This window comes from Acinetobacter sp. DL27, assembly GCF_055810995.1.
On record NZ_CM147947.1, the window covers coordinates 2,655,516 to 2,671,953 of the forward strand.

At 40.4% G+C, this 16,438-nt stretch carries 16 protein-coding genes; 10 read left to right on the forward strand and 6 right to left on the reverse strand.

All coding sequences use genetic code 11. The features are described from left to right. Positions 1–58 precede the first annotated feature (58 nt). On the reverse strand, positions 59–2,470 hold the full coding sequence (locus AC0KVP_RS12840) for an FdhF/YdeP family oxidoreductase (RefSeq protein ID WP_473337128.1): 2,412 nt from the start codon (positions 2,468–2,470) through the stop codon (positions 59–61). A 376-nt stretch (positions 2,471–2,846) separates the two neighbouring features. Here AC0KVP_RS12840 and moaA point away from each other — a divergent pair, with 376 nt between their 5' ends. From moaA to AC0KVP_RS12870, 6 genes are all read left to right on the forward strand, one after another. Continuing rightward, on the forward strand, positions 2,847–3,854 hold the full coding sequence (moaA, locus tag AC0KVP_RS12845; protein ID WP_473337130.1) for a GTP 3',8-cyclase MoaA: 1,008 nt from the start codon (positions 2,847–2,849) through the stop codon (positions 3,852–3,854). Positions 3,855–3,999: 145 nt separating this feature from the next. Then, positions 4,000–4,923, forward strand: coding sequence for a bifunctional molybdenum cofactor biosynthesis protein MoaC/MoaB (gene moaCB, locus AC0KVP_RS12850; RefSeq protein WP_279735445.1), 924 nt, complete (start codon positions 4,000–4,002; stop codon positions 4,921–4,923). Then, positions 4,920–6,137: a molybdopterin molybdotransferase MoeA gene (locus AC0KVP_RS12855; RefSeq protein WP_473337132.1), complete on the forward strand. Its 1,218-nt coding sequence runs from the start codon at positions 4,920–4,922 to the stop codon at positions 6,135–6,137. The genes moaCB and AC0KVP_RS12855 overlap by 4 nt, the downstream gene beginning before the upstream one ends. A gap of 140 nt (positions 6,138–6,277) precedes the next feature. Next, entirely contained in the window at positions 6,278–6,883 is a 606-nt protein-coding gene (locus AC0KVP_RS12860; RefSeq protein ID WP_473337133.1) for a molybdenum cofactor guanylyltransferase, read from the forward strand. A 194-nt stretch (positions 6,884–7,077) separates the two neighbouring features. Next, on the forward strand, positions 7,078–7,329 hold the full coding sequence (locus AC0KVP_RS12865) for a MoaD/ThiS family protein (protein ID WP_151836062.1): 252 nt from the start codon (positions 7,078–7,080) through the stop codon (positions 7,327–7,329). Between the two features lies 1 nt (position 7,330). Then, complete coding sequence (locus AC0KVP_RS12870) at positions 7,331–7,789, forward strand: molybdenum cofactor biosynthesis protein MoaE (RefSeq protein WP_473337135.1); 459 nt, start codon at positions 7,331–7,333, stop codon at positions 7,787–7,789. 344 nt (positions 7,790–8,133) lie between these two features. Here the strand turns inward: AC0KVP_RS12870 and AC0KVP_RS12875 are convergent. Then, positions 8,134–8,881, reverse strand: a protein-coding gene (locus AC0KVP_RS12875; RefSeq protein ID WP_473337137.1) for an IS5 family transposase whose coding sequence is annotated in 2 segments (ribosomal slippage) — positions 8,134–8,439 and positions 8,441–8,881 — 747 coding nt in all. Because the reading frame shifts where the segments join, the coding sequence is not laid out codon by codon here. 143 nt (positions 8,882–9,024) lie between these two features. Between AC0KVP_RS12875 and AC0KVP_RS12880 the strand changes: the two genes are divergently transcribed. From AC0KVP_RS12880 to AC0KVP_RS12890, 3 genes are all read left to right on the forward strand, one after another. Next, positions 9,025–9,954 (forward strand): XRE family transcriptional regulator, encoded by a 930-nt coding sequence (locus AC0KVP_RS12880; protein ID WP_473337139.1) that lies wholly within the window; start codon positions 9,025–9,027, stop codon positions 9,952–9,954. A gap of 343 nt (positions 9,955–10,297) precedes the next feature. Further along, a complete protein-coding gene (locus AC0KVP_RS12885; RefSeq protein ID WP_473337141.1) occupies positions 10,298–11,029 on the forward strand; it encodes a Fic family protein in 732 nt (243 codons plus the stop codon). Positions 11,030–11,102: 73 nt separating this feature from the next. Continuing rightward, positions 11,103–12,053 carry a LysR family transcriptional regulator gene (locus AC0KVP_RS12890; protein WP_473337143.1) on the forward strand — a complete coding sequence of 317 codons (951 nt, stop codon included), beginning with the start codon at positions 11,103–11,105 and terminating at the stop codon, positions 12,051–12,053. Here AC0KVP_RS12890 and pcaF read toward each other — a convergent pair. The 3 genes from pcaF to AC0KVP_RS12905 all read right to left on the reverse strand — a co-directional run bounded on the left by pcaF (position 12,037) and on the right by AC0KVP_RS12905 (position 14,656). Then, positions 12,037–13,242, reverse strand: coding sequence for a 3-oxoadipyl-CoA thiolase (pcaF, locus tag AC0KVP_RS12895; protein ID WP_473337145.1), 1,206 nt, complete (start codon positions 13,240–13,242; stop codon positions 12,037–12,039). The genes AC0KVP_RS12890 and pcaF overlap by 17 nt on opposite strands. A 66-nt stretch (positions 13,243–13,308) precedes the next feature. Beyond that, positions 13,309–13,962 (reverse strand): 3-oxoacid CoA-transferase subunit B, encoded by a 654-nt coding sequence (locus tag AC0KVP_RS12900; RefSeq protein ID WP_473337040.1) that lies wholly within the window; start codon positions 13,960–13,962, stop codon positions 13,309–13,311. Positions 13,963–13,975: 13 nt separating this feature from the next. Beyond that, positions 13,976–14,656: a 3-oxoacid CoA-transferase subunit A gene (locus AC0KVP_RS12905; protein WP_336955493.1), complete on the reverse strand. Its 681-nt coding sequence runs from the start codon at positions 14,654–14,656 to the stop codon at positions 13,976–13,978. A gap of 153 nt (positions 14,657–14,809) precedes the next feature. Here AC0KVP_RS12905 and AC0KVP_RS12910 point away from each other — a divergent pair, with 153 nt between their 5' ends. Further along, positions 14,810–15,178, forward strand: a complete 369-nt coding sequence (locus AC0KVP_RS12910; RefSeq protein ID WP_473337147.1) for a nuclear transport factor 2 family protein — start codon at positions 14,810–14,812, stop codon at positions 15,176–15,178. Positions 15,179–15,214: 36 nt separating this feature from the next. Here AC0KVP_RS12910 and AC0KVP_RS12915 read toward each other — a convergent pair whose 3' ends face one another. After that, positions 15,215–16,423, reverse strand: coding sequence for an OprD family outer membrane porin (locus AC0KVP_RS12915; protein ID WP_473337149.1), 1,209 nt, complete (start codon positions 16,421–16,423; stop codon positions 15,215–15,217). Between the last annotated feature and the right edge of the window lie 15 nt (positions 16,424–16,438).

Sequence of the window (16,438 nt, forward strand, 5' to 3'; positions counted from 1 at the left end):
TTTCAATCATGCAAAAAATGACACCTGCAAATCAGGCGCCATTTCAGCATTGAATCAACTAGCCAACTCGATTCACGATCTGATTGGCATCTTCAGGATCAACGGCTTGTGCCAAGTTGAAATGTTCAGGAGCTTGACCTGCATGTAAAATCACAGGCACGCTTTTCGAAGCCGGTATTTTGGCGTGTTTATCATGACTACTGAGCGCAACCAATGGATTGGTCTCCGGATAATAGGCTGCGAGGCTACCTCGTGGAATGTTATACGGTACGATACGGAAGCTTTGAACCACACGTTTAACACCGTCCGAATAAATACTTTCGATATCCACCCATTGATCTGCAACAAAACCAGCCGCAGCGATATCTTCGGCATTCATAAACAAGACACGGCGCTGACCAAATACCCCACGATAACGGTCATCGAGTCCATACAAGGTTGTATTGTATTGGTCATGAGAGCGTGTGGTCATTAGGGTATAGACTTTGGCCCCTGTATATTGTTCAGCGTATTTATTCTCTTTATCAGCATACACTTCAGCCAACGGCGTAATTAAAAACTGTGCCTTGCCTACAGGCGTATTCCACACATGCTGATTGGCTGGATGCTCTAAGTGAAAGCCACCCGGCTGATAGACGCGTGCATTAAAATCATGGAATTCATCAAACACCTCTTCAATCGAATCTCGGATACGGTCATAACTTTCTATATACCATTTCCACTTGATATCACTGTCTGGCAAGACGGCTGCCGCCATACGCACCACAATGTCAGGCTCTGAAAGGAGATTCTTGGATGCAGGTTCATTACGCCCTGCTGAAAGATGCACATTACTCATGGAATCCTCAACACTCACTGCCTGTGGCCCATGCTGTTGCATATCAATTTCGGTACGGCCCAAACAGGGTAAAAGTAATGCCTCTTTACCACAAACCAAATGGCTACGATTCAACTTAGTTGCAATCTGTACCGTTAAATTACAACGACGTAAGCCTTCTTCGGTATAAGGTGTATCTGGGGTGGCAACAGCAAAGTTACCACCTAAACCAATAAAGACTTTTACACCACCTTCATACATGGCCTGAATGGTATCCACCACGCCAAAACCATGTTCACGTGGCGACTTAATGCCGAATACTCGGTCCAGACTATCCAGCAATTTTGGGCTTGGTCGTTCATTGATCCCCATGGTTCGATCGCCCTGCACATTACTGTGCCCACGAATCGGAGCTAAACCTGCCCCTGGACGACCAATATGCCCTCTTGCCAACATTAAGTTCGCGAGCATATGTACATTTGCAGTCCCGTGTCGATGCTGTGTAATCCCCATGCCCCAACAGAAAATGGCCGTTTTGGCATCCAAATACATTTTAGCTAAAGATTCTAAATGCTCAGGGCTAAGTCCCGTATGTGCATGAATATCGGACCATGCAGTACGATCTATTTCTTCCATCATGGCATCGAAACCGACTGTATTCATTTCGATAAAAGATCGGTCAAAAACGCTCTTTTTCCCAGCTGCCAGTGCTTGAATGTCCCATTCACGTAAATGTTTCAGCATCCCAAACATGAGCGCATAGTCACCGCCCACGTTGGGTTGGAAATAATAACGACTAATAGGTGTACTGCCATTGGTCATCATCTCAATAGGCGCTTGAGGATCTTGGAAGCGCTCTAAACCGCGTTCTTTTAAGGGGTTAATTGCAACAATATTGCCACCACGACGCGACACTTCACGTAAAGTCCCCAGCATCCGCGGATGGTTGGTGCCCGGATTATGCCCAAAACTGAAAATCGCATCGGCGATATCAAAATCTTCTAAAGTCACCGTTCCCTTACCCAAACCAATTGAGTCACGTAAGCCAACACTGGTGGTCTCATGGCACATATTGGAACAGTCTGGGAAATTATTGGTACCAAAAGCACGGACAAAGAGTTGATACAGAAATGCTGCTTCATTACTGGCACGACCCGAAGTATAAAATGCCGCTTGATCTGGATGATCCAAGGCATTTAAATGTTTTGCAATTAAAGCAAAAGCATCATCCCATGAGATGGGCACATATTTATCGGTTGCGCTGTCATAGCGCATTGGGTCGGTTAGACGACCTGAATCTTCAAGCAAGAAATCACTTTGTTCAGACAGCCAACTGACTGTATGGGTTGCAAAAAATTCAGCCGTAACACGTTTTGAAGTTGCTTCAAAGGCAACGGCTTTGGCGCCATTTTCACAAAAGTTAAAGGCGTGCGCATCTTTCTTTTCAGGCCATGCACAGCCCGGACAGTCAAAACCCGTGGGTTGGTTAATATTGAGGAGCGTAATCGCACCTTTTTTGAAAACTTCCTGTCTCTTTAAGTTTCTTGCAACACTTAACAATGCCCCCCAACCACCCGCAGGATTGTTATAAGGCTCGATTCGTGCATAGCTGGTTTCTTCATCGTCATGCTTTTTATCTTCAGTGTTTTCCATCTCACCGCCCTCAATATTTATCTTCGGTAAAAATTTCTGCAATGATCAATTCACTGTTCGCTTTGCTAATAGTTGCAAGCGATTTGGATTTCTCATCCCTTTTTTGTTGTCTATTTCTTATTCATCATGCCCGCGTTTCTTGGCACAATTCCAAAACACTTATGATCAAAAATATCACCCTTTTGGCATGCAATTTCAATAGATTAATTATTACAAAGGGCAAAGACTTAATGGATTGCGTTCAGGGAACACTCACTCATTTTTTGAAAATGAACGAACTAAGCTACTTCAAGACTCCGTTTGATCTTTGAAATAAAACATTTCATACTCTCGTTTATAAAAACTAAATCGTATGTAAATACGAAGTGGAGCGACTATGGACGGTTCGACGACTACACCCTTAAAACATAGGTCAGCGCAACTGATCGATCAATTTGGCCGTCATAAACATAAACTCCGAATATCTCTGACAGACCGTTGTAACTTTCGTTGTAGTTATTGCATGCCAGATACCCCTGAGTGGTTAGCCAAAAAAGACATCTTGAGCTTTGAAGAGCTGTTAACGTTTTGTGAAATGATGGTCAGTTTAGGCATTCGGCACATTCGTTTAACAGGTGGCGAGCCTTTGATGCGTCAAGGCGTGGTCAATTTTATTGATGCTTTGAATCGACTCAAGGCACAGGGCTTAGAGCGTATTTCCATGACCAGCAATGCTTCCTATTTAAACAAGTATGCACGAGCGCTAAAAGAAGCAGGACTAGATGATCTCAATATCAGCCTCGATAGCATTCATGCAGACACGTTTATGAACATGACCAAACGTCCGATAGCACCTGTTCTCGAAGGCATTGCGGCAGCACAGCAAGCCAATCTCCCGATAAAATTAAACTGTGTTTTAGTCGCAGGACAAAATGATCATGAAGTGCTTGAACTGACTCAATGGGCTTATCAGCAGAAGATCGCATTACGTTTTATTGAATATATGCCCTTAGATCAACCTGAACATTGGCAGCCTAAAAAAGTCATCACTGAAGATAACATTATCCAAATACTTGAACCCCATTTTCAGATTCAGAAACAAGCCAGACAACATGACCCTGCAACTATTTATCTGCTTAATGATCAGTACAAATTAGGCATTATTTCCACCATCAGCAAACCATTCTGTCAAAGCTGTGACCGTTTACGTATTACTGCAACGGGAGAGCTTTTTACCTGTTTATTTGCCAATACGGGAACACCGCTGCGTCATTTACTTCAACAAAAAGATCCCGCTTTATTACAAACCCAGATTCTGAACGCGGTATGGCATAAAAAAGCGGGGTTTATTGAACATCAACATGCCCCAACACGCAAAATCAGTATGCATGCCATAGGGGGTTAATCAACTGGTTAATTTTGAGTTTGTCAGTCATTCGACTGTATCCGCTTTTATTTTTGTGTTATCTAAATACGTCATAAACTTTTTCTCTTGATCGAACAGTTTCACTTTAACTTTAGATCAACACTTCAATGTTTCGGAATACTTTATGAAAAACGTTGGCATGAAGCCAGAAAGCTATCGCGTTGCAACTGCAAGCTCTGAACTGCTTGCCCCTGCACATTGTTTACAACTTCTTGCCGAAGGCAATACCGAAAAAGGTGATGCTCTCAAAACAGCCCGCATTGCTGGGATTTTAGCCGCAAAACGTACCGATGAACTGATTCCGCTGTGCCACCCCCTGCCTATTTATCGCGCCGATGTTGATTTTGAACTGCTTGTCGACCGTGTGGTTATTCGTGCAACCGTTGAAACGATTGGGCCGACAGGTGTAGAAATGGAAGCTTTGACCGCTGCCAGTATTGCGGCCCTTACCATTTACGACATGCTCAAACCACATTGCGAACCGCATGAGCTGATCATTCAGCAATGTAAACTCGATCTAAAAAAAGGCGGAAAATCACACTTTAAACGTCATTTGCGTCAGCCTGTTTCTGCGGCAGTATTGGTTCTATCAGATACCGTTGCCGCAGGTCGTAAACCCGATACTGCTGGCCGCTCCGTCGTCGAGACCTTAACCGAAGCTGGTTTTGATCCAATTCATTATCAAATTTTACCTGACGAAGCCGATCAGTTAAAAGCATTGGTCTTAGAGCTCACTCAATCTTATGCCTGCATTATTACTGTGGGTGGAACAGGTATCGGAAAGCGTGACATTACTGTAGATACACTTGAGCCTTTACTTGAACGTGAGCTCAATGGACTGATGGAAGCTGCACGTGCTTTTGGACAAAAACGTACCCCTTATGCTGCGATGTCACGTGGCGTTGCAGGTTTTATCGACCGTTCATTGGTGATTACCCTGCCGGGCAGCCGTGGCGGTGCAAGTGAATCTATGGCAGCCATTTTACCTGCTTTGGTTCATATTTTTGATGTCTGCCGTGATCTACCTCATCCGGGAGGTTATGAATGAGTTGCTCTGGCGTTGGTTTAATTACACTCGATCAAGCTCTTGAACACTATAGCGCCGTCCAAACATTGCCTGTAGTTACTTTGCCTTTAGTACAGGCACATCGGCATGTTTTAGCGGCAGATGTTTTATCAACAGTTGCATTGCCTCTATTTACTCAAAGTGCAGTTGATGGTTATGCGCTGCGTTCTGAAGACTTGCAAGCTGGAATTACTCGCTTTGAATTGGTCGGAGAAATTCGTGCAGGTGTTGAAGAACATATTGAGATTCAAGCAGGTCAAACAGTGCGTATTTTTACTGGGGGCAAGCTGCCAAACTCAGCAGATACTGTGGCTCGACAGGAAATTATTACGCGTAGCCATGATCAAGCGACTCTAACTCAAGCTTTAGACAAAGGCGCAGACATTCGTTATCAAGGTGAGGAGTTGTCCATCGGGACAACACTTGCACAGCAAGGCCAGCGTTTAGGCAGCGGTTTAATTGCGGCACTGAGTATGGCGGGTGTTCAGGATGTCGAGGTTTATCGCCAACCTAAAATTGCAGTGCTTATTACTGGTGATGAAGTTAGTACGCAACTGGACAATGAATCTAAAGTGTTCGATGCCAATGCACCAATGATCCGTACTTGGCTTAAAGAACACGGTTTTGCTGAAGTGCATTTAGAGCATGTGATTGATGATGAGAAGATACTCACACAAGCACTCTCGAATGCCATGAATCATTATAATGTAGTCATTACCACAGGCGGTGTTTCGGTTGGCGATTATGACTTGATTCGACCTGTTTCAATGGATTTAGGTGCAAAAGAGATTTTCTGGCAAGTTGCACAAAAACCGGGTAAACCGCTGTATTTTGCTGAATATCAGACAGACCATCATCATTCTTATTTGATTGGCTTGCCTGGGAACCCTGCTGCTGTGCTCACTTGTCTTGCTGTACATGTGTCGACATTATTGGCGGCTTTACAGGGGGTTACGTCTCCTGCACCCGCTTGGAAAAAAGCTCGCTTCAACGACAGCATTAAACAAGACAGCCGTGAGCAACTGGTTCGCATGGTATTAGATGTCAACGAGTTTGGACAATTAACCGTTTCCAAACTCGGCAAACAACAATCCCACATGCTCAGTAATTTAAATCGAGCCAATAGTATTGTTCGAATCCCTGTTCGATCTGATGCCCCTGTAACATTGGACTATGTCGATTTCATCTCGATCTAAGAACATCGATTGGATACTGATACAAACCAAGTGCTTTTTTGCACACGGTCTAAGGCTTGGACAGCTTTGTCTTAGACCGTACATCTCAATATTGAACGATCATTATTTATCTCCCTACACACGGATGTTAGGTCAAAATCATGCAAAACTACCCAGCAACAGCACTGGTGATTTTAGCGGGTGGAAAAGCCACACGAATGAATGGGGTCAATAAGCTTTTGCAAAGATTTGACCATGAAGTGCAGTTGTTAAAAATATATTCAGCTTTTGATGGAAAAGTTCAGGACATATGGATCAATAGTCATCGCGATTATGCGCAATATGGTGAGTTCATTCCTGATATTCGCTGTTTCAAAGATAATAGTGCTGGTTTTTTAGGGCCTTTAATCGGTATGCAAACGGCATGGTCATATGTGCAAGCTGATTATATTTTATTTATCCCGTGTGATATTACCAACATTCCACAAGACATATTGCCGCGCCTCCATCACACATTAGAGCAACATCCGCGCTCTTCTGTTGTCTACCTGAATATCAATGGACAAGCGCTCTACCCTTTTTGTTTGTTAAAACGCAATAGTCTAGAAACCTTAAATAAGCATTTACACCAACAACAATTCAGCTTAAAACACTGTTTCAACGATCTGTCGCCACAAACTTTAGATATTCAAAATGCGCATTTGACTTACCACAGCCTCAATTCATTTGAAGAAGTGCACGATTACCAAAAGTCATTAGACTCTTAGTCCAGTCACATCATGAGTACTAATCAGTCATAGATAGATATAGCGAAATAATAAGAAAAATGGCGTTTTATTTGTCTGTACAAACTGACTTTTCCATTTTGATGATCAAATTAAATAATACTAAAGTGAATCAACAAGTATCCAATAAACTGAAGACAACAAACTATTTTTAAACCCGTTTTGACAGAGGCAACATACAGGACATTCACATCAAAATCGAGGCTTATGGTGCAATTGAAAAGCATCTTCCTGCTGAACTCAACCTGAGTTGTGTGCCGAACAGTCTAGTTGCTGATGTACTCGATCAAATAAAAATACGTTATCCATCTGCTTCTGACCTGCTGGAACGCTGTGCTTGTGCGATTGGTGAAGATATTGTGGCGCGTCAAAGTCGATTAGCACAAGATAGCACCTTGGTATTACTTTCACCTGTTGCTGGAGGCTAAGATGTTAGAGTTTGCTCGTATTCAAGATACTGCTCTCAATTTAGAGAATTTTGACAGCATTCAAGCATTTCCTGAGTGCGGCGGAACAGGTATTTTTATTGGTACGGTTCGAAACCATCATGAAGGACGCGCGGTTCATGCACTGAAATATACATCTTATGCACCTGTTGCCGAAAAGATGATAAGAACGATTGAACAAGAGATACAAGAAAAATATGCGCTTCGCTATGTTCGAGTTGTACATCGGATTGGTACATTAGACATTGGCGATAAAGCTATTATTGCCATTGCGTATGCTCCACATCGCCGAGAAGTATTTCAGGCCTGTGAAGAAGCGGTCGAGCGTGTTAAACATGAAGTTCCTGTTTGGAAAGAAGAGTTTTATACCGATGGAAGCAGCCAATATGTTGCAGGCTGCTGTATTCGCCAAGACTATGATGAAAAGCATGAACATCAATAATTTAGTGCATGATATAGATAAAAGCTCTTTATTATTAAAAGATTGGAGGCTAGTTTTAGTTTACCGAAAAATAAAACTCTTTCATGCCGAAAATCGGTTTTAAAGTCAATTTATGCCGCTATAAAACCAATGTAAATGGGCCTGCCTCATAAATCAATATTCATAAAATTTAATATAAAATCATCTTCGTAGAATGATTGATTATCCGAGACAAACAACCTTAAAAATCTAGGACACTCTCAATTTTTTAGCTTTTTATAGATTATAAAGCCATCATTATTTGCCAATGGCTTCCAATAAAATACTTGAAAGTTTCAGTAAAAAAATTAGGGTCTGTTGACATTTCATAATGGTAACCAAATAAATATACAAGCTAAAGCAACTGAATTTTCGTAGTTCTGCTTTAACTTGTCATAGCGTGTTGCAATTCCTCTAAATTGCTTGATTCTTGCAAATGTGTTCTCAACTAAGTGCCTGATTTTATATAAGTGCCAATCCATATAATGATTGTTCGAAAGTGTGTTGAATTTCTTTGGAATATTTGCTTTTGTGGATGTTCTTTCTATCTGCTCTCTCAAAGCTTTCGAGTCATATCCCTTATCAGCGCTAAGAACATCCGTATCTGTTAAGTCTATTTTATCAACCAAATGCAGGAGCAACTTTCACATCATGAGTTGTGCCATCATGAATAAGAAATTGAATTGGGTTCCCATTTGAATCTACGGCTAAATGTATTTTAGTACTGTTTCCACCGATGCTTCTTGAAATAGCTTGATCCTTGAGTCCTGTAGCATGTTGATGTGCTCGAATATGGCTAGCATCAATAAATACCCATTCTAGATCAGCATTTTTTGACAATAACTTAAATATTTTTAATAGCTTATTATCTTTATACCATCGGGTGAACCGTTTAAAGATCGTATTGGATTTACCAAAGGATTCAGGTAAATCTCTCCAAGGACAGCCAGTTCTAATTCTATAGAGAATTACTTCAATAAAACTTCTGAGATTATGTTTGAGATAAATACCAAAATTATGGACAATAGATTTCAGCTTTAACCAGTGTTGATCAGTCAGCATTGTACGAGGCATAGCGAGAAGTAGATTTGGTTTGGCGATTGAATTTTACTTTCCCGCTACTTTTTTGCACAGTAAATGTCAACAGACCCTAAATTTATTTACTAAACTTCAATGAATAGCATCCCATATATTGATCTAGCATTAAAAATGCTTAAATGTTCTCAAAAAGAGCTAGTCCAAGCTTTGGAAGTTTCCGCGACCCAAATTACAAAAAGGGTGAATATATATCTTTTGAAATGGAGGAAAAATTTAAAAAATTACTTAACTTAGGTGATTTTTCAGCAGAGTTTATTTTATTAACAGGTTCCATTGAAAATGCTGAAAAATGGAACAAATTGACTCAATTTATTGCTGAAATGGTGCGTGATAATGCAGAAACTGGTTATAAAACAACACCTCTTTATGATGAATTAGATCTTCTAAGTCAATCAACACTGAGAACTTTGCAGCAAATGGGGATACATTTTCCACCTGAATATCCCCAAGAATTAGATTTAGCATTTAATGTTTCTATAGATGATAAGCAATATGATGAAACATTTAACCGTATAGATGAAGTAATTTACGAAAACCCTTATTCATCATTAATTTATCAAATTTTTAGCGCACTTAATGACGTTTATGGCTTCTACGCAGCATACATTTTCGACTTTTTTTATGACGATGATTTGGGGCTAGAAAATACAGATGCATGTAACATCGAACCATGCTTGTTAGAACTTGCAGCAAGTAAAATTGAACCACCATTAGAATCTTTTGCACCCAATTTTCAAGAGTTTCAATATAAAACCACTCATTCATTTGAAAAATGGATCAATATTGTCAAGGAAAAAGCTTTTCGAGCAGGTATCCCTCTTCGAGCAGAGCTGATGAATCTCATCTATGACGATCATGATTCAAATAGACATGAAGCTGAAGCAGAAAGCTTAGGATTTAATAAAACAAGAATTCATCCTGATATTTATATGAATGAATTATTAACGGGCATGCGAGTAATTCATCAGGTTTTACCAGAAATTCTTAAAAAACTTGAAATTTATGAAAATTTTGTTGTTGATGAATCTAATCTGAAAATCAACAAGTAAATCATATGTGACAAAAACGTGGCAACAAAAAAGTCACTTTTACAAGTGGCTGATTTATATAAAGAATTTTAGTGGGGTGGCGTCAATTGAACTCAAAACCCAAACCATTAATTCTTAAGCCATTTCATTGAATAAAAAAATTCATTGACCCAATTTTGACCCACATCAGATTTAGTGTATTAAATCACTTAGAAATCTTGTTCAAATCCGAATTCAGGATTTGAAATGGTGTACCGAGTATAACAGCATTAAGAGCACTATAAAATATCACGATATAACATATCATTTCTTTGATATTCTTTTTTGATGTATCATTCTTTTAGACACATTCAGGGATAAGGTAATGTTTGAAATTATTGATGATTTAAAAAATAAGTTAGATCAGCATCGCCCCCTATCACCTACAATAGTAAAAAATTTACAAGAAGACCTTATTGTACGATGGACGTATCATTCCAATGCTATTGAAGGGAATACACTTACTCTATTAGAAACCAAAGTTGTGCTAGAAGGTATAACTGTCGGAGGAAAGGCATTAAGAGAGCACTTCGAGGCAATTAACCATAGAAATGCCATTTATTACGTTGAAGACATTATTAGAAAAGAAGAACCATTTTCTGAATGGCAAATTCGTAATATCCATCAACTTATTTTAAAAAATATTGATGATGACAATGCAGGGCGATATCGCCAACAAAATGTATTGATTTCTGGTGCTACAACCACCCCTCCTGACTATACATTGCTAAATGACAAAATGGCTCAGCTAGTTGATTGGTATAATAGCGAAAGCCATACATTACACCCTATTGAACGTGCAGCCAAAGTACATGCTGATTTCGTTGGTATTCATCCCTTTATTGATGGTAATGGCCGTACATCACGTCTACTAATGAACTTAGAACTAATGAAAGCTGGTTATCCACCATGCGTGATTACTGTAGAGAATCGTTTGGCTTACTATGAAGCATTGGATCAATGGATGGCTTATGGAAAGACTGAGCCTTTTATTCAATTGGTAGCTGATGCTGTATTGGATGGGTTTAAGCCATATCAAATGGTTTTGGGAGTTTAAATCCATTATAAAATATAAAGTTAACACTTCTTGTTAGTTGGTAGTCTAAGTTTAATTTTTAAGGTAGATAAAGATGGATAAATTACAATGCATGGAAGCATTTGTACGTGTAGCAGAAAGTGGAAGTTTTATTAAAGCCTCAGAACAATTAGGTGTAACTCGCTCAGTAATTAGTAACCGTATTCAACAATTAGAAAACTTTATCAAGGCGCCCCTTTTCCATCGAAGCACACGTTCTGTAAGACTTTCAAATGTGGGAGAAAAGTACTATAGAGAGTGTGCATCACTCATAAAGCAATTTGAAATATTAGCTGATGAAATGGCACATGCTACTTCAAAAATGCAAGGTCGATTGCGAATTCACATGGCGCCTGGTTTTGCTATTGATTATTTTGGACATCTTCTAACAATATTTCTAAAAGAATACCCCGATTTAAACATTGATATTGTAGTTAATGATCGAATTATTGATCCTATTGCAGAAGGTTTTGATATTGTTTTTCAAATGTTTCCTCCAACAGGTGAAAGTCTAATTGAACGTAAACTGTTTAATGTGAACCGCGTATTATGCTGTTCACCTGAATATTTAGAAAATATCCAAAACATTTATAAACCAGAACAATTAAAAGAAATTCCTATGGGATATTACTCTGGTTACCCTACTCGTAATCGAATTCGCTATTTAGAGGAAGGTGAGTTTAAGGAAATGGACATTCATATCCATGTACTCTCATCGTCAGTACATTTATTACGTGATTTTGCTTTAAGTGGCGGAGGCGTCGTATGCCTCCCCACATTAGTCGCACATAAATATTTGATGAACAAACAACTTACAACAATACTGTCCGATTATCCTTTATCGAATTATGGATTACGTGCAGTGTTTCCAGCGAATTCAAAAAATCTTTCTAAAATTCGTAAGCTATTAGATTTTCTGATTATTCGTCTAGATACTATTCCAAGCTGGGATATTGAATTAATTGATGCCAAATATTTATCTGAAAAAGTTAAATTTTTTCAATAATCAAAGCAATGCCTTGCCCGACACCAATACACATTGAACACAGGGCATACGTCCCACCGGTTTGTTCTAATTGGTTTAAAGCCGTGGTGACTAAACGTGCACCCGATGCACCCAGTGGATGACCAATCGCAATTGCACCACCATTTGGATTCACTTGTGTGCTGTCATCCGTTAGACCAAGGTCACGCGTTACCGCCAGTGCTTGTGCCGCAAAGGCTTCATTCAGTTCAATCACATCCATCTGTTCTAATGTCAGATTGGCTTGTTTCAGTAACTTTTTGATGGCAGGTGCTGGCGCAAAGCCCATGATGCGAGGTTCTACACCCACTGCTGTTGAAGCAATGATTTTGGCACGTGGTTTAAGCTGGTACTCTTTAATCGCTTGTTCTGAAGCGATCAGTACAGCAGCCGCACCGTCATTGATGCCTGATGCATTCCCCGCAGTGACGGTGCCTTCTGCTGTCACGACTGGCTTAAGTTTGGTTAAACCTTCTAAGGTAGTCGATGCACGTGGATGTTCATCGGTATCGATCACAATTGGATCACCCTTACGCTGCGCAATGCTCACCGGGATGATCTCATGTTTAAAAAAGCCTTGAGCTTGCGCGGTTGCGGTGCGCTGTTGACTCGCCAAGGCAAACTGGTCTTGATCTGCGCGATCAATATTAAATTGTTGTGCCACGTTTTCTGCGGTTTGCGGCATGGTGTCTACACCATACATCGCTTTGAGCTTCGGATTGATAAAACGCCAACCCATGGTGGTGTCTTCAATCTTCTGGCTACGGCCATAGACAGTTTCTGATTTGCCCATCACAAAAGGTGCACGAGACATACTTTCGACGCCACCTGCAATGATTAAATCCGCTTCTCCGGCTTTAATTGCACGGGCTGCCATGGCAATCGCATCCAAAGATGAACCACATAAGCGATTCACAGTCGTGGCAGGAACTTCAACGGGTAAACCTGCAAGCAGTGCAGACATGCGACCGACATTACGGTTGTCTTCACCGGCTTGGTTGGCACAGCCATAGATCACGTCATCGACTTGGGTCCAATCCACGCTGGGATTGCGTTGCATCAAGGCTTGAATCGGCACTGCACCCAAGTCATCGGCACGGACTGGGGCGAGTCCACCGGCATAACGTCCGAATGGGGTACGAATAGCGTCAATAATGTAAGCGTTTTTCATATTTCATTTTCCCTTTGAATCCCCCTTTTTAAAGGGTGAGAAGCACTGCTTCGCAAGAGGGATTAATTATCCTTGTGTCGCATCCACTAAAGTTGCACTGGTCATTGCCTGCAATTCTGCAAAGCTTAGACCGTCGACTTTTTCAATCACTTTAAGACCGTCCGCGGTCACATCGATTACACACAAGTCGGTGTAGATACGATCAACACACTTCAAACCCGTGGCTGGATAAGTCAGTTCCGCAACAATTTTCGGTTCACCTTGTTTGGTGACATGATCAGTGGTGATAAACACTTTCTTAGCACCAACAGCTAAGTCCATTGCACCACCAACAGCAGGAATCGCATCAGGTGCACCGGTATGCCAATTGGCCAAGTCACCATTGGCTGCCACTTGAAAGGCGCCCAATACAGCAATATCTAAATGCCCGCCACGCATCATGGCAAAAGAGTCCCCATGATGGAAAAAGGCACCGCCTTGCAGCATGGTCACATATTCTTTACCTGCATTGATCAGTTCAGGGTCTTCTTGACCTTTTTCAGGTGGTGGACCAAAAGCCAATAAGCCATTTTCAGAATGTAAGAACACGTCTTTGTCACTTGGTAGGTAACTGGCAATCTTGGTCGGTAAGCCAATCCCAAGATTCACATAAGCCCCATCGGGAATATCTTGTGCCACACGTTCTGCAATTTGGTTACGGCTGAGTTTTTGATAGCTCATGATGTTCTCCCGATTACACAGCAACTGGTTCAGGTTTAACCTGCACCACGTGTTGAACAAAAATACCTGCGGTGATGATGTGTTCAGGGTCTAAAGCCCCTAAGTCCACGACTTCAGAGACTTGTGCAATGGTTACACCTGCGGCCATAGCCATAATCGGGCCGAAGTTACGTGCCGATTTGCGGTAGACCAAGTTACCCCAACGGTCACCTTGCTGTGCTTTAATCAAAGCAAAGTCAGCTTTGATTGGATATTCCAGTACATAATCTTTACCGTCGATGTGACGGGTTTCTTTGCCTTCAGCCAATAAGGTACCGTAACCAGTTGGGGTGAACACTGCACCGAGTCCCATACCTGCGGCTTGAATACGACAGGCTAGATTGCCTTGAGGCACCAGTTCTAACTCAATTTTTCCTGCACGATAGAGCTCATCGAAGACCCAAGAGTCGGACTGACGTGGGAACGAACAGATGACTTTTTTGACGGCACCGGCTTTGAGTAGCTTAGCTAAACCATAGTCGCCATTACCAGCATTGTTACTGACGATGGTGAGATCTTTAATGCCGAGTTGAATTAAGCCATCGATCAGTTCAGCAGGTTGTCCTGCTGTACCAAAACCACCAATCATGATGGTTGATCCGTCGGTGATTTGGGAGAGCACTTCCGCGAGGGATGCCGCGCTTTTATCTATCATAGGACTACTTATCATTTATGGGCTTATATTTATTATATTGAATAAAAAACTGTCTATTCTTTTAATTATACAAACTGATTGTTTCCATTTTAGAAACAAAGCATTCATACAATTTAAAATAGAATAAATGATTTAAACCTAGGATTTTATTTCATGGACTATATTCACCTTGTAAAAATAGCTGAGAAAGAACGCTTTCAGGCTTTAACGCAGCAAGATTATAAAAAATTTGAAAGTTTATGTGATCCAGAACTGACCTATGTGCATAGCAGTGCCAAGATAGATCATCTTTCTAGCTATATGCAGAAGCTAAAAAGTCAGCATTACATTTATCAAACCATTGATTATCACATTGAAAATATTGTTGAATTTTCAGACAACCTTTTAGCTTTCGCAACATTTGAAGCTGAACTACTTTTGCAAGGGAAACCTACCAAATTGAAGAACCGTACACTATCGATATGGAAAAAAACCAAGGATGGTGTTGTACTTTTTGCTTATCAGCCTACACCTATAAAATAAATGAAGGGGGGGAAATCCCCCTTCATTTAAAAAAATTTAAAACTTCATCGTATAAGTGGTAAAGAATCTATTCTCCGTGTAATCACCTTGAATATCATTTTTATAATTCAAATTTAACCACTGAAAACCCAAACCTTTAAATCGTCCTTCATTCACACGATAATTCATAATGATATCAAATTCACTTTCATCAAATCCTTTTTGGCCATTTATCATATAGTTTTGGCCATCCACATAACGGAGTAAAAAATTTAAACCAGGTAATGCCCAACTCGCATCATGGTTGAAGGTAACGTGATATGAGAGTTCATTTGCCTTATTAAATGTACCTTGTGTCCAGTTAATATAGCTGAGGACAGGAACAGCACCATCTAACATTGGAAAGTTACTATCACCTTCAATTTTTTGGATACCTAAACCAATGGTATTCGGCCCATAGCCAAATTCTTGCATTAAGCCAAAGTACTGGTTATCAATATCACCAAGCAGTTCATCACCAGATTCTTTTGTATAATAATACCTAAATTTAGTATTCAATCTAAATTGGTCAACACTATTTTTATAGTTTAGGCCAATAGAATATTGATTATACAAATCTTCTAATTCACTCACAAAAATTTGAGTCTGTAATTGACTATCAAAAGCTTTATGCTTTAAATCAATATAAGTTAAGCCATCAGATTCTTTTTTATTGACAGAAAGCTTTCTAAAATCCTCTTCATTTCGCGGTGAGTATTTATCTAAATAGCCGATATCCAATTTTAATTGTTCATTCAATTGGCCCGAATATAATAGACCTTGATAAATTGTAATCAATTGTCGACTGTAATCTGTTGTTGCAAGAGGCGTGTCTACCCATTGTTCCCCCCAACTTAAGTGATGCTGCTTATACTTCGCTCCAATCGAACCTGCAACTTTATTGTAGCTGGATGCCTGCTCTTTGGTGACTGGGTCAAATGGTAAAATCATGTCATTTAAATGTTTATCATCACTTAAACGCTTTGCATATTGAATAGAACCTGTAAATGTTAAAGCAAGATCTTGTGTTAGTTCATGCTCACCATTGGCACGGGCGATAATCCCTTGACTCCAACTCCCTACTGAGGGCTTGACAGAATCATCAAAATCCCGATCTGCGTATAAGTTTTTTAACGTGACATCAACGTTAATCTCTTTTGCAAAGGCGCAGTTCACCATTGCAGCCATCGCAGTAAGCAATGGCACAACCATTATATTTTTACTCATATCTAATCCATTAAA